The sequence below is a fragment of the Actinosynnema sp. NPDC023587 genome, from assembly GCF_040640215.1.
GTDB lineage: Bacteria > Actinomycetota > Actinomycetes > Mycobacteriales > Pseudonocardiaceae > Actinosynnema.
On record NZ_JBFABG010000007.1, the window covers coordinates 369,521 to 383,422 of the forward strand.

15 protein-coding genes are annotated in these 13,902 nt (G+C 72.7%); 4 read left to right on the top strand and 11 right to left on the bottom strand.

The window, feature by feature from the left end:
* Positions 1-186: 186 nt before the first annotated feature.
* Entirely contained in the window at positions 187-1,368 is a 1,182-nt protein-coding gene (locus tag AB0G01_RS21365) for a hypothetical protein (protein WP_360948037.1), read from the bottom strand.
* A gap of 87 nt (positions 1,369-1,455) precedes the next feature.
* Between AB0G01_RS21365 and AB0G01_RS21370 the strand changes: the two genes are divergently transcribed.
* The gene (locus AB0G01_RS21370; RefSeq protein WP_360948039.1) at positions 1,456-2,022 is read left to right on the top strand and encodes a TetR/AcrR family transcriptional regulator; all 567 of its coding nucleotides are present in this window, start codon (positions 1,456-1,458) and stop codon (positions 2,020-2,022) included.
* Positions 2,023-2,120: 98 nt separating this feature from the next.
* Here AB0G01_RS21370 and AB0G01_RS21375 read toward each other — a convergent pair whose 3' ends face one another.
* Positions 2,121-2,801, bottom strand: coding sequence for a TetR/AcrR family transcriptional regulator (locus AB0G01_RS21375; RefSeq protein WP_360948041.1), 681 nt, complete (start codon positions 2,799-2,801; stop codon positions 2,121-2,123).
* 64 nt (positions 2,802-2,865) lie between these two features.
* Here AB0G01_RS21375 and AB0G01_RS21380 point away from each other — a divergent pair, with 64 nt between their 5' ends.
* The 3 genes from AB0G01_RS21380 to AB0G01_RS21390 all read left to right on the top strand — a co-directional run bounded on the left by AB0G01_RS21380 (position 2,866) and on the right by AB0G01_RS21390 (position 5,477).
* Positions 2,866-3,798 carry an ATP-binding cassette domain-containing protein gene (locus AB0G01_RS21380; RefSeq protein WP_360948043.1) on the top strand — a complete coding sequence of 311 codons (933 nt, stop codon included), beginning with the start codon at positions 2,866-2,868 and terminating at the stop codon, positions 3,796-3,798.
* Positions 3,788-4,537 (top strand): ABC transporter permease, encoded by a 750-nt coding sequence (locus AB0G01_RS21385; protein WP_360948045.1) that lies wholly within the window; start codon positions 3,788-3,790, stop codon positions 4,535-4,537. The genes AB0G01_RS21380 and AB0G01_RS21385 overlap by 11 nt, the downstream gene beginning before the upstream one ends.
* A gap of 325 nt (positions 4,538-4,862) precedes the next feature.
* Entirely contained in the window at positions 4,863-5,477 is a 615-nt protein-coding gene (locus tag AB0G01_RS21390; RefSeq protein ID WP_360948047.1) for a pentapeptide repeat-containing protein, read from the top strand.
* A 233-nt stretch (positions 5,478-5,710) separates the two neighbouring features.
* On the opposite strand, the gene AB0G01_RS21395 is transcribed toward AB0G01_RS21390, so the two are convergent.
* From AB0G01_RS21395 to AB0G01_RS21435, 9 genes are all read right to left on the bottom strand, one after another.
* A complete protein-coding gene (locus tag AB0G01_RS21395; protein WP_360948049.1) occupies positions 5,711-6,220 on the bottom strand; it encodes a hypothetical protein in 510 nt (169 codons plus the stop codon).
* A 392-nt stretch (positions 6,221-6,612) separates the two neighbouring features.
* Complete coding sequence (locus tag AB0G01_RS21400) at positions 6,613-7,917, bottom strand: ABC transporter permease (protein WP_360948051.1); 1,305 nt, start codon at positions 7,915-7,917, stop codon at positions 6,613-6,615.
* On the bottom strand, positions 7,917-8,615 hold the full coding sequence (locus AB0G01_RS21405) for an ABC transporter ATP-binding protein (protein ID WP_360948053.1): 699 nt from the start codon (positions 8,613-8,615) through the stop codon (positions 7,917-7,919). The genes AB0G01_RS21400 and AB0G01_RS21405 overlap by 1 nt, the downstream gene beginning before the upstream one ends.
* Positions 8,612-9,604, bottom strand: a complete 993-nt coding sequence (locus tag AB0G01_RS21410) for an efflux RND transporter periplasmic adaptor subunit (RefSeq protein ID WP_360948055.1) — start codon at positions 9,602-9,604, stop codon at positions 8,612-8,614. The genes AB0G01_RS21405 and AB0G01_RS21410 overlap by 4 nt, the downstream gene beginning before the upstream one ends.
* A gap of 153 nt (positions 9,605-9,757) precedes the next feature.
* Positions 9,758-10,819, bottom strand: a complete 1,062-nt coding sequence (locus AB0G01_RS21415; RefSeq protein ID WP_360948059.1) for a CU044_5270 family protein — start codon at positions 10,817-10,819, stop codon at positions 9,758-9,760.
* 16 nt (positions 10,820-10,835) lie between these two features.
* Complete coding sequence (locus AB0G01_RS21420; RefSeq protein WP_360948061.1) at positions 10,836-11,441, bottom strand: sigma-70 family RNA polymerase sigma factor; 606 nt, start codon at positions 11,439-11,441, stop codon at positions 10,836-10,838.
* A gap of 81 nt (positions 11,442-11,522) precedes the next feature.
* Positions 11,523-12,281 carry a nucleotidyltransferase domain-containing protein gene (locus AB0G01_RS21425; RefSeq protein ID WP_360948063.1) on the bottom strand — a complete coding sequence of 253 codons (759 nt, stop codon included), beginning with the start codon at positions 12,279-12,281 and terminating at the stop codon, positions 11,523-11,525.
* Positions 12,278-12,928, bottom strand: a complete 651-nt coding sequence (locus AB0G01_RS21430; protein ID WP_360948065.1) for a nucleotidyltransferase domain-containing protein — start codon at positions 12,926-12,928, stop codon at positions 12,278-12,280. Before AB0G01_RS21430 ends, AB0G01_RS21425 begins: the two co-directional genes overlap by 4 nt.
* Before the next feature lie 118 nt (positions 12,929-13,046).
* Positions 13,047-13,829, bottom strand: coding sequence for an ATP-grasp domain-containing protein (locus AB0G01_RS21435; protein ID WP_360948067.1), 783 nt, complete (start codon positions 13,827-13,829; stop codon positions 13,047-13,049).
* Positions 13,830-13,902 lie beyond the last annotated feature (73 nt).

Sequence of the window (13,902 nt, forward strand, 5' to 3'; positions counted from 1 at the left end):
CGGTGTGACGCACAGTCGTTCCTTCCCGCGCCCGGCCGGGTGGTGCGGTGCAGGGTGGCCGGGCGTCGAGTCACAGGGATGGTGCTCCGGCGCAGCGCCGGCGGCTCATGATGCGCACCCGGAAGCCCCGCTCACAATCCGACGAACGACGGGATTTCTTCCGGCGTTCCGGCTGTTTCCCCGCTGTTACTGAATGGTTGAACCACTCACAGTCGGATTTACCGCGCCCAGGAAGAAGATTCCCGGGTAGCCGGGAGTCTCGAAGCCGGCACTCGGGTTGCGCCGCAGCGACGAGGATTCGACGGACATCGTGCCGCTGCGGTCGTTGCTGACGAAGAACACCGCCCCGCCGCCCTCGCTCGCCCGGTTGTCCTCGACCACCGAGCCCGCGATCCGGAGGGTGAACCGGTTGCCGTCGACGTAGACCGCCCCTCCGCTGCCCCCGCCGGGCGTGCCCGCCCGAGCCGGGTTCGCGCCCCGACCGACCGCCGAGTTGCCGCTCAACACGCTGTTGAGGATCACCCACGACACGCCGATGCTGCTCACCGCTCCACCGTTCGCGCACACCCCGCCGCTGAACGTGCTGCCGGTGACGTACACCGGGTGCCCGCCGTGCTGACCGAGCACCCGCAGGGCCGCGCCGCCGAGGTCGGGGCCCGACTGGTCGCACCGGTTGCCCCGGAAGCGGGAGTCGACCACCTTCACCCGCCCGCCGCGCACGAACACCGCGCCGCCCCCGCCGCCCTCGACCGCGTCGCCGGTCGCGTCGCCGTCCGCGAGGGTGAGGTTCTGGAGGCTCAGCCGGGGGTGGTCCTGGTCCTGGCAGTGCGCGGTGGTGATGCCCAGCGCCGCGTCGCAGGTGTTCTGGTAGAGGATGCGCCGCCGGCCGCCGCCGCTGAGCGTGACCAGGCCACCGCCGTCGACCACCACCTCGCGGGGGCCGTCGTTGCGCACCTTGGCGGTCGTGGCCATTGTGATGGTGACCGGCTCGGGGCCGCAGTCGAACGTGATCACCCCACCCGCCGCGACGGCCGCCACCACGGCCTGGGACGTGCACCCGGCGGGCGTCCCGGTGCCGATCACCGTGGTGGGCCGGCGGACGTCCTCGGGTCCGGCCTCGGCCGGCACGACCGCCGTGCCGGCCGGGTTGCCCGCCGGCGCGGGCTTCGGGCGAGTGGTCGTGGTCGTGGTCGCCGTGGTGGTGGTCGTGGCGGCGAGAGTGGTGGGGACGGCCTTCGTCACGGCGGTGGTCACGGTGGTCGTGACGGTGGAGACGGTCGTGGACGGAGCCGCCGCCGGGGACGGGGTGCCGCAGGCGGCGAGAGCGACGGTCAGCACGGCCACCCAGGGCACCCAGCGACGTGACATGCGGGCACCCTAGGCATCCGATCGAGTGGGACGCGACCAGCGATCCCCGAACTTGACACCGCGAAGTGTGAGTGTTTGGTTAGTCCGATGCCGCCTGCGGAACGCCGCCTGTCCACCGCCGACGAGCGCCGGGAAACCGTGCTGCGGACCGCGCTCGGCGCGTTCGGGGCCAAGGGCTACTACGGCACCACGACCGGTGAGGTGGCCAAGGCGGCGGGCATCTCCCAGGCGTACGTGTACCGGCTGTTCCCCGACAAGGCGGCGTTGTTCCTGGCCGTGGTGGAGCGGTGCTTCACCCGGATTCGGGAGAGCCTGGGCGAGGGCGTCGCGCGAGCCGAGGGCAGTGCGCCCGAAGTGGTGCTGCACGCCATGGGCGAGGTCTACACCAGGCTGATCGCCGAGGACAACGCCCTGCTGCTGGTGCAGATGCACGCCCAGTGCGCGGCGATCTCCGAGCCCGCCGTGCGCGAGCTCCTGCGACGCGGGTACGCCAGGACCGTCGAGTACGTGCGGGGCGTGTCCGGCGCGGGCGAGGAGCAGGTGCGGCAGTTCTTCGCGCGGGGGATGCTGTGCCACCTGGTGGTGGCGGTCGACGCGTCGGGCGTGGACGCGCCGTGGGCCCGCACCCTCTCGGCGGGCATCCGCCACCACTGACCCGAACAGCCGACGCCGGGTTCGGCCGTTTCGCGGAACACGCGAGTGACTGGTCGACCAGTCCTGTACCTGGCGGGTGAGCGGCGCTCCGGTCCCGATCAGACCTGCTGCCGCACCAACTGCTCCACGCCGTCCATCAGGCGGGCGAGGCCGAACGTGAAGTCGTGCTCCTCGTCCACGCCGCCCGCTCCGAACGTGCCCGCGTCCACGACCCGGCGCAACGCGGGGTAGCGCTCGGCGTCCACCGATCGGGCCAGCTCGACGCCGTAGGCCCGCTCGGCCTCGGCGGACACCTCGGTCGCGAACCGGGCCTGACCCACCACGAAACCCGTGCACAGCAACAAGACCGACATCCGGTCGTCGGCCGGCAGCGGGGTGTCCTCCAGCACCCGCAGGCCGTGGTCCATCCAGGCGAGCTGGTTGGGGGTGTTCGGGGGCGTCAACGCCTGGATCTGGAGCACCCACGGGTGCCGGCGCAGGACGGTCAGGTGCTCGCGGCACCACCGCTCCATGCCCGCGCGCCACCCGTCGAACGGCTCGGCGAGGGACGCGGGCGGTTCGGCGAGGGTGTCGACCACCAGGAGGAGCAGCTCGTCCTTGCTCCGCACGTGCCGGTAGAGGGACATCGTCGTGAAGCCCAGGCGTTCCGCGACGCGGGCCATCGACACGGCGGCGAGCCCGTCCGCGTCGGCCAGCTCGATCGCGGCCCGCACGATGCGCCGGGCGCTCAGCCCCTGCCGGGGTTCCTTGCCCAGCCGTTCCCACACCGAGTCGTCCATGTCCTCGCATCCGCGCTCGTCGCCGACTTGCAGCCTAGTCGTGTGTATGACATACACTGAGTTTATGACATACACAGTCGAGGCGGTGGGCCTGCGCAAGTCGTTCGGGCGGCACGCCGTGCTCAAGGGGCTCGACCTGGGCGTGCGGCGCGGTGAGGTGTTCGCGCTGCTCGGCCCGAACGGGGCGGGCAAGACCACCGCCGTGCGCGTGCTGGCCACCCTGCTCGGACCCGACGGCGGCACGGCCCGCGTCGCCGGGCACGACGTCGTCGCCGAACCGGAGCGGGTGCGCGCCGCGATTAGCCTGACCGGCCAGTACGCCGCCGTGGACGAGCTGCTGACCGGGCGGGAGAACCTGGCGATGATGGCCCGGCTGCGCCGCCTGGACCGGCGCGCGGCCCGGGAGCGGACGGCGGAACTGCTCGACCGGTTCGACCTGGCGGACGCGGCCGACCGCCGGGCGGCGACCTACTCGGGCGGGATGCGCCGTCGCCTGGACCTGGCGGCGAGCCTGGTCACCCGCCCGCAGGTGCTGTTCCTCGACGAGCCGACGACCGGGCTGGACCCGCGCAGCCGGCGCGAGGTGTGGTCGGCCGTCGCGGACCTGGCCCGGTCCGGCGTGACGGTCCTGCTCACCACCCAGTACCTGGAGGAGGCCGACCGGCTGGCCGACCGGATCGCCGTGCTGCACGGCGGCGAGATCGTCGCCGAGGGCACCGCCGCCGAGCTCAAGGACCGGGCCGGGGCCGCGACCGTCGAACTGTTCCTGCCCGACCGGGCCGCGCTGGCGGACGCGTCCGCCGCCCTCGACGGCGTGCCGGACGGGGAGAAGCTCAGCCTGCGGGTGCCCGGCGACGGCAGCGCGCGGCACGTGCGCGAGGTGCTGGACCTGCTGGACCGGCGCGGTGTGCCGGTGGACCGGCTGGAACTGCACCGGCCGACGCTCGACGAGGTGTTCCTCTCGCTGACCGGACCGGAGGTGCGCGGTGCTGCGTGATTCGACGACGTTCATCGGACGGGGGTTGCGGCACAGCCTGCGCAGCGTGGACGCGCTGCTGGTGGCGGTGATCCTGCCCGTGGTGATCCTGCTGCTGTTCGTCTACGTGTTCGGCGGCGCGATCGCCGTGGGCGGGCAGTACGTCGACTACGTGGTGCCCGGGATCATCCTGCTGTGCGCGGGTTACGGCGCGGCCGGCACGGCGGTCGGCGTGAACCAGGACATGACCACGGGCGTGATCGACCGGTTCCGGTCGTTGCCGATCGCCGGGTCGGCGGTGCTGGTCGGGCACGTGGTGGCGAGCGTGGCGCGGAACGTCGTGTCGACGTCGCTGGTGCTGGCGGTGGCGCTGCTGATCGGCTTCCGGCCGACCGGCGGGCCGCTCGCGTGGCTGGCGGTGGCGGGGGTGCTGCTGCTGTTCATGGTGGGCGTGTCGTGGCTCGCGGCGTGCTTCGGCCTGCTCGTCCGCACCCCGGAGGCAGCGGGCGCGTTCTCGTTCGTGGTGATGTTCCTGCCGTACGTGAGCAGCGCGTTCGTGCCGACGGAGACGATGCCGGCCGTGCTGCGGGGCGTGGCCGGGCACCAGCCCGTGACACCGGTGATCGAGACGCTGCGCGGTCTGATGATGAGCGGCCCGGTAGGGGGGTCGGGCGTGGCGGCGGTCCTGTGGTGCACGTCGTTCACCGTCGTGGGAGTCCTGGGCGCAGCCTTCCTGTTCCGTCGCCGCACAGCCCCATGACCACACCGACCACTCAATCGGGTGATGATCTCGAAAAACGTACGGTAACGCTGTTCCCGGAACTCCGTTGAATATGGATCGTCGCGACCAACCCCCGGCAATCACCGAACGCCACCCGACGACACCCGGCAACCATCGAACGACCACCGAGCGATACCCGACGACACCCGACGACATTTGACGACCAGCGGACGACACCTGACGACCAGCAGACGCACCTGATGGCACCTGACGACCAGCGGACAGCCACGACCAGCAGACGACACGCCACGACCGCGAGCGGGAGGGGTCCGCTCCGGACCGGCTGACTTGGGATAGTTCAGAGGTGGCCGAACGCAGACGAAGCATCCCGACACCGCAGACCGACCAGACCGTGCGCGACCGGGACTGGGCGGTCAACGAGATCGCCGGCGAGCGGTACGAGCGGACCGCGTTCGTCGACGTCGACATGGCGGGCCTGGACGACCGGGGCGCGACGTTCACCGGCTGCGTGTTCCGGGGCGTGGAGTTCAACGCGTCCACGCACACCGGCGCGGCATTCGTGAACTGCGCGTTCGTCCGGTGCGAGTTCTTCGACGCCACGTTCACCGACTGCAAACTGGTCGGCAGCGTGTTCGACGGCGGCTCCTACGACCTGCTCAAGGTGGTGGGCGGCGACTGGTCGTTCACCAGCATGCCGGGCCTGGACCTGCGGCGGGCGTCGTTCAGCGGCGTGCGGATGCACGACGTGGACCTGAGCGGCGCGCGCTGCCAGGGCGCGGAGTTCGCGGGAGTCGACCTGACCGACGCGTGGCTGCACAACGCGGACTTCACCAAAGCCGACCTGCGAGGCTCGGACCTGACCGGCATCGACCCGAGCTCGGTGACGCTGGCGGGGGCGCGGATCGAACCGGCACAGGCCCTGACCATCGCGGCGGCACTGGGTCTGCGCATTGGCTGACCGCCGCCACCCTCACCACGGCTACGGCCACCACCGCTGGCTGCCCGGCCGGCAGATCGACCAATCGACCAGCCGATTGCCCGCTTGCACAGCCAGCGGACCAGCCGACCAGTCGAAGAGCCGACCAGTCGACGGCCCGACCGCCTGACCCTGCCCGCCCGGCCCGGCCCGAATCCGGTCCGGTCGGGTCCGGCAGGGCCGGGCCGAGTCAGGTCGGCCGGGTCGGGTTTGGGTCAGCGGCCGTACAGGGTGGAGGGGGTGTCTTCTGCGAAGAAGCCCGTCACCAGGCGCGTCACCGAGGTGATCGGCAGTAGTTTGCCGTCGCGTTTCAGGGCTTCTCGGATCATCGGGGCGTCTCCGGGGTGGGCACCCATCACGACGATGATCTCCGCGACTTGCTCGATGTCGACCACGCCGTCCGCCGCCGCGCCGCACTCCCTCACCGCCACGGCGTCCGCCGCTCCGATCCGGCACGCGAGATCGGTGCTGCCCAGCGCGTCGAGGAAACGGGCCTTCGTCACCCGTCCGTCGTCACCGCCGTGCGCCAGCAGGAACAGCCACACCATCTCGTAGGCCGCCCGGATGCGCTCGGCCCCGATCGACTCCGGCGGCACCCGGAACCGGCGCACCAGGCGTTCGGCCAGTCCGGCGAAATCACGCTGCCGGACGACCCCGTCGCCGTTCGCGTCGAACATGTCGAAGCGCCGGGCGTGCTTCGCGCGCAACCGCACCAAGTCGGCCATGACCGGTCCTCCCCTACTGGAACAGGTGCGCCCTGTCGCACTAGAGATACAGGGTCTCGACCAGCCAGGGGACACCCGTTACCTGTTGGGGTGAATCTGGGGACATCCGCGCCCGCTTCCACCGCAGCCCGTCAGCACCGCCCGGCAGAGCCATACCTCCGGAGGTAGGAGGTATGGCATCTCCGGTGCGGGGGTCGACGACGGGCCAAGCGGGATGTCGGCGTCTGCTGCCGCGTTCGGCCGATCACCGGGCGCGAACGACGTTGCTCGTACGCGGACCGATGCCGAACAGCAGCGCCACACCGGTCAGTCCACTGTGGACATGCGCCGCGCCCGCGTCCGCCTGCCCCGCCGTGCCCGGTCTGGCTCCGGCACGGCCCGGCGCGCGGGGTTCAGGCCCGCATCACGGTCGCGATCGGGATGCGGGCCGCCCGGATCGCCGGCACCAGACCGCCGAGCACGCCGGCCACCAGGCCCGCCACGACGCCGGCCACCCCGGCCTGCCACGGGAACTCGACCCCTTGCAGCGACGGGTACCGCGAACCGAACATGCCGCTCGCCACCTGCAACGCCACCACTCCGACGCCGATCGCCCCGGCCGCCGTGAGCAGACCGGTCAGCAGGGTCTCGGCGAGCACGATGCCCGCCAGCAGCAGCCTGGGCGTGCCCACGGCGCGGCGCAGCGCGAACTCCTCGATCCGCTCCCCCACCGTGGCCAGGCCGACGTTGAGGATGCCCGCGACGCCGATCAGCAGCACCAGCGCGGCCATGCCCAGGAAGATCCACCGCATCAGCGCGAGCTGGTAGGACATCCGCTCCAACGTGTTGATCACGTTGACCTGGATCTGCTCGGGCTTCGCGCCGTCCGCGACCAGCCGCGCGCGCAACGTGTGCTCGACTTCGGAAGCGCCGGGGGACAACATGACCTGGATACCGGGGCCCGACCGCGCGCTGCCCGCGCCCTGGGCCGACGTCCAGTTGCCCAGCTCGTCGGACCGCACGTAGGCGACCGGCACGTACCCGCCGTCGTCCACCACGCCGATGAAGCGCGGCGTCGCGTTGACCGGCGAACCGGTCAGCCGCATCTCGGCCGGCACCTGGAAGCGGTCGAACGCCTCGGCCGCCTTCTTGTTCAGCACCAGGCGCGGCGCGAGCGACGGGTCTCCGGTGAAGTCCAGCCACTGCCCGGACACCGGGCGGAACGGCCGGAACGCCCGGATGTCGCCGGACAACCCGGTGAGCTGCAACTCGATCGCCTGGCCGGACGGCGCGCCCTGGTCGGAATCCGGGACCTCGCGGCAGCCGTTCTCGTCGCAGTAGGTCTCCGGACCGCTGCGGCCGGGCTGGTCGATCGGTCCGCCGCCCTTGTTGACCGGCTGGACACCGGGCTCACCGATGATCGCCTTCGTGTTGGTGACGGCAACCGCGTCGGACCGCCCGGCGACCACGTCCAGCACGATCTCCACGCTGTTGTTCTCCGGGCTGAGGTACATCTGGCGGGTGCCGTCCTTGCCCTGGAACATCTCCGCGTCTTCCAGCAGGGCGCGGTTCGCGATCTCCGAGCCCGCCTGGACCGCCACGATCGCGAGCACGCCCATGAACAGGCTGATCATGGACAGGAACGTGCGCAGCTTGCGGGCCCGGATTCCCTGCCCGCCGATGATCAGGGACGACCGCAGCCGCCCGGACAGGCGCATCACACGACCACCCGCTCGGCGGTCGGGTGCAGCACGCCCCCGGACAGGGTCAGGACCCGGCCCATCTTCGCCGCGTGGTCCTGGTCGTGGGTGACCAGCACCAGCCCGCACCCCTGGTCGGTGGTGGCGCGCAGCACCTCGACGACGAGGTTGCCGGTCTCGGTGTCCAGCGCGCCGGTCGGCTCGTCGGCGAGCAGGATGCGGGGCTCGCGCACGAGGGCGCGGGCGATGGCCACGCGCTGCTGCTCGCCGCCGGACAGCCGGGGCGGCTTGTGCTTGGCCAGGTGGGCGATGCCGACCCGCTCCAGCGCCGCCAGCACCTTCGCCCGGCGCTTGCGGCGCGGCAGCCAGCCCTGGCCGTTCACCAGCGCCATCGCCACGTTCTGCGCGGCGGTCAGGTGCTTGAGCAGGAAGAACCGCTGGAACACGAAGCCGAACTCGGCGCTGCGCAGCGCGGCGGCCTTGCGCTCCGGGAGGCGGGTGATGTCCCGCTCCCCCAACACGTACTCGCCGGAGTCGGGCCGGTCGAACAGGCCGAGCACGCTCAGCAGCGTGCTCTTGCCCGAACCGGAGCGGCCGAGGATGGCGACGCTGTCTCCACTGTGGACGGTGAGGTCGACGCCGTCCAGGATGGTGCGCGGCTCTTCCTGGCCCTTCAACGTCTTCCTGATCCCGGAGAGCCGGATCAGCGGCGTCACCGGGAACCGCCCTCGGGCCGGCCGGCGTTCTCCGGTCCGCGCGGCAGGTCCGGTCCGGGCACGGCGAGCGTCTCCTCGCCGGTCAGGCCCTCCTTGATCTCGACCACCTTGCCGTCGGTGAGCCCCAGCACGACGTCCTTGGTCTGCCGCGACCCGTCCGCCGCGAGCACGTCGACCTTCCCCTTGCCCTGCCCGCCCGCGACCGCCTCGACCGGGACGACCAGGGCGTTCGGCGCGGTGGCGGTGACGACCTCCAGGGTCGCGGTCGCGCCGTTGATCAGCTTCACGTCGTCGGGCGCGGTGCAGACCAGCCGCAGACCGGTGGGACCGGAGGTGTCGCGCGGCTGCTCCGGCGTCTGCGGAGCGCCCCGGCCGGGTGTCCGTTCGACGTCCTGGTCCGGTTCTTCCCGCTGGGGCGGCGGCGGGGGCGGCACCGTGCCCGCCGGCAGCGCGGCGATCGTGCCGAGCAGCGAGCAGTCGAACGGCCCCGGGCCGTTCTTGATCTGGGCGCGGACCGCGCCGGTCACGGAGTCGGCGATCTGGTAGGCCTGCTCGCCGTTGATGTCGGCGACGATGCCGTAGCCGGCGTACTTGGCGGAGGCGATCGGCATCCCGGCGGTGACGGTCGACCGGTCGTCGACCAGCCGCCCGCCGAACGTCGACCCGGCGGGCACCACGACCTGGTTGGGCGTGCCGTCCGCCCAGACGTTCGCGACCCGGGTCGGTGTGGTGGGCGTGCTCTCGGCCTCCGCGACGTCGAAGTAGCGGATCTGCCCGCCGACCGGCGCGACCAGCCCGAAGATCGGGTTCATGGTCACCGCGCCGGTGAGGCCCACCTTGTTGCCGAGGTCTTGGCGCGTGGGTTTCGCGGTGGTCATGGTGGTGCCCCGGGGTGCCAGGTCGGGGTTGGCCACCTCCCCGCCGCCGGATGTACACCCTTGAGCGGCCAGCAGCACCACGGCCGCGCCCAGAACACGCCCCAACCCCACGACAGACAACGGTTTCCCCCTACCCCAGAACCATCACGCCGGTTCGGCCGAACCTACCGACATGACGCGACGGCCCTCCACCGGGTTGCGCTCGTCGACGCGAAAACCCGGTCCTCGCTGGTCGGCGGATCGTGGTACCTGACCGCCGCCGGATCAGCGGGCGGGTTTCACCCCGATGCCGTCGACCACCGCCGTGGTGACGGAGGTGTAGCTGGTGACGGTGCCCTCCGGGATGCCGCCGGCCACCGAGTCGGACACCTTCCGCTCCCCGATCACCTCGCCGGTGTCGGGGTCGAGGACCACCTCCTGGCGCACCCCGCCTTCGGAGATGCCCAGCGCCACCCCCTCGTTGCCGTCGAGGTCGGCGGCGCGGTCGGTGACGTCCAGCCCCGGCAGGTGGATCAGCGCCCGCAGCAGGTTCGCGCGCGCGGCGGCGGGCACCCGGCCGGTGCGCAACGCGTCCACGGCGTAGACCAGGGCTTGCGCACCGCCGCCGCTGTCCTCGGCCAGCCGCTCGTACAACCGCCGGGGGTCGGTGGGCAGACCGGCGAGGAACTCCGGCGTGGGGAACTGCCAGTTGCCGCCCTCGGGGGCGTTCCCGACGAACCTGCCGCCCGGGGCGCGCTGCTCCGGCCACGGCACCTCCTCCAGCACGACCCCGGCCGCGCGGGCGTCGGCCTCGGTGCCCACGACCCACTTGCGGTGGCCGGTCTCCCCGCGCCGCTGGAGCCACTCCCCGGCCGGATCGGCGGGAATCCACACCTCGACGAGGTTCTCGTCGAGGAAGGAGAAGCTCCGCTCCTGCGCGCCGACGGTCTTCAGCCACCAGGCGTGGGTGGCCAGGTAGCGGTACTGGTCACCCCTCAGCACCGGGTCCTCGGCCCGCGCGGCGAGGTCGGCGGCGCTGGTCAACGCCTCCCGCGCCTGGGCGGTGGCGGCGTTGTCGGAGAACACCGCCTGCGCCAGCACGCCTCCGGCCGCGACCACGGCAACGGCCGCCGCAGCGGCCAACCAGCGGCGCAACGGCCGCCGGCGCGGCGCACCCGTCCCGGCCCGGCCGGTCCCGACCGGCTCCAGCGGCGGCCGGGTCCGGCCGTCCGCCACGGCCACCAGGTTCTCCCGCACACCGGCCAGACCCCGTTGATCGGTCTCGATGTCCGCGTGCAGCCCGGTCAGCGCGCGGTCCAGCTCGTCCTCGGTCCACACCTGTCCCATACCGGCCCGATCCCCCTCACGCATCGCCGTCCTCCCATCCCCTGACCGTCGCGGAACCGTGGGCCCGCAACCACCTACGCACCCGGTGCAGCCGCGAGTAGACCGTGCCCACCGGGATGCCCAGGGCCTGCGCCACCTCGGGCGAGCTCAGACCGCTCCACGACGTCAGCAGCAGCACGTCCCGGTCACCGGGCTCCAGCGCGGCCAGCGCGCCGGCCAACTGCCGCACCCGCTGCTGCGCGGTAACCCGTTCGGCCGAGCGGACCTCGGGCGATTCCGACTGCGCCCGGTCCGCCCCCGCCACCCGCGCCCTGGCCTGCCAGCCCCGGACTTCCTGGCGCACGTGCCGCCGCAACAGGTTGCCGGCGATCCCGTACAACCACGGCCGCACCCCGGCCCGCGCCGGGTCGTAGGTGTGCCGCTGCTGCAACGCGACCAGGAACGTTTCCGACACCAGGTCGTCGGCGGTCTGGTCGCCGACCCGCCGGGACAGGTAGCCGTGCAGCGACCCGGCGTGCTCGTCGAAGAGCCGGCCGAACACCGACCCGGGATCGGGCCCCGCCAGGTCCGGCCCTTCCTCGGGCGGCGGCCCCTGGCCGCTCACGACTGATTTCGCGGTCATCCTCATCACGTCCCTACTTGCCCGCAGCCCGCCGCGCCCTTCACGGGGCCGGGGGGCGGCTCCCGTGAAGGGCACCGCCGGTCAGCGGGGCGGGCTGCGCCGGAGGTCGAGGAGGAGGGTGTTCAGGGCTGCGCGGGCGGTCGGGGCGGTGGGGAGGCGGCTGGCGCACCGGGCCTCGTCCAGGATCGCCTGCCACTTCACCACGTCGGCCCGCAGGCGGGACCGGGCCGGCGTGGCGGGGAGCCGGCCGTGCTCGGCCGCCACCTTCGCCTCGACCAGGTCCGCCAGGTACGCGGGGGCCTCGTGGGTGGCCAGGAGCGCGGGCAGGTTGGCCTGCACCTCTCCGGTGCGCATCAGGTGGATGCCGGTCAGCAGCACGCGGAACGTGTAGAGCAGGGGCTTGAGCTCGTCCGTCCGCTCGAACAGCCGCCACTGGTTGCGCGCGAACCCCTGGTAGTGGTGGGCGTGGTGGGTGGTGACGCAGGAGCTCACCAGCTCCCGCAGCCGCCGGTGGGCCTCCGTCGTGCGGAGGACCAGCGGTGACGTCACCTGCTCCAGCACGTCACCGTTGGGGCGCAACAGGAGTTTGCAGAACTTGAGCACGTCGTGCGTCACCAGGTCGAGCTCCACCCCCTCCCGGGTCCACATCCTCCCCAGCGTCTCCGGGCCCGGGTCCAGGCCCAGGACCTCGTCCGCCGGCAGCACGTGCGCGCCGCGCAGGTCCACGTCCGAGTCCCGCGACGGAAACCCGTAGAGGTGCGCCCCGGAGACCGCGACGAACACCAGCGGCCGGGGTTGGGCGGCGACGACCTCCGCCAGGTCCGGCACCTCGTAGCTCACGCCGCCAACCCCCGCTCCCGCACCGACACCAGCCACTCCTCGACCGCCCGCCGGTCCGGCTCGGCCGGCAGGGGGCTCCGGGCCGACGCGATCGACGCCCGCAGGTCGTCCGCCCACGCCAGCGCCTCCGACCACCCGACCTCGCCGCTGCGCACCGCCGGCAGGCGTGCGCGGTACGGGGTCATGTCGATCGAGAGCTCACCGGAGCGCACCAGGTCCCGGCACACGAGGAGCAGCCGCACCACGTGCATGACCTGCTTCCACTTCGTCCCGCCCGTCGCCTCCCGGCGCGACTGGATGCGCGCCAAGTGCGCCGCCGTCGCACGGCGGTAGCTCTCGGCGGCCCGCTGCGAGAGGAACGCGGGCAGCAGGACGCGCAGTTCCGCCCCGATCCCCGTGCGCACCTCGACGCGCGGCGACACGAGCACCTCCAGCACGCTGGGGTTGGCCTTCAACGCCAACGCGCAGAAGTGCTCGACCTCCCGGTCCAGCTCCTCGGGCCGCGCCCCGCCCCGACTCGTGGGCGGCTTCTCGAAGCGCCAGAAATCCCGCGTGGGCACGACGAACACACCCCGTCTGTCCACATCGGACAACGGGGTGGCCAGGCCGTGGACCTGCGAACCGATGACCACCGACAAGACCAGCACGTCGACCAGTCTGGCGGACGCGCACGGCCGACGAGTACCGAATTTGTCCGCCGGGGACAGGGACCCGGCCACATCTGACCGGCCGACCCGAAGCCTGACGACCGCGTCCGCTGACCGGTTACGCCAGGCAGGCCCGCACGGCGGCGCGGTAGACGTCGGCGGCGAGGGCCCGGTGGCGTTCGCCGGCCTGGCTGAAGTGCTCCAGGGACACCCCGGAGTTGACCTCCAGCACCTTCGGCCGGCCGGCGACCACCGCCACGTCGACGCTCGCGAACCGCAGGCCCAGCGCCCGCATGGCGGCCAGCGCCGCCGGGGTCGGCGCGGTCGGGTCCACGTCGAGCACCGGGCGCGCGCCGAACCTCAGGTTGTGCCGCCACTCCCCCGCCGCGATCGCCTTGCGGTACACCAGCAGCACGTCCCCGTCGAGCACGACCAGCCGGTACTCGTCCTCGATCGGCAGCAGCGGCGACACCGCGATCGCCCGGTACCGGCCTTCGAGGTAGGTCAGCGCCGCGAGCGCCTCGGCCTCGTCCACCGCCCGCAGCACGTCCACGCCGCTGCTCTCCCGGTGCGGCTTGAGCACCGCCGGCAGCCCCACCAGCTCGCGGGTCAGCGCGACCGGGTCGGGCCCGGTGCCGAACCTCAGCAGGTGGTGCGGCACGAACGGCACGCCCGCGTCGGCGAGCAGCGCGCACGTCGCCACCTTGTCCGTCGCGATCTGCGCCGCCGCCGCGTCGTTGAGCGGGAAGACCCGGCCGATCACCAGGGCCCGGCGGTCGTCGGTGACCAGCTCGGCCAGCCATTGATCGCAGTGCCACCGCACCCGGGCCCCGACTTCCGCGCCGGCCTGCTCGATCTGGGCCACGAAGTGCCGCAGCCCGATGTCGTGAAAACGCGCCACGCGGCACAGCCAAGCACGGGTCCCGCGCCCGCACCGCCCCGGGTCGTGGGAACCCAGGGCGGCGCGGTGCGCC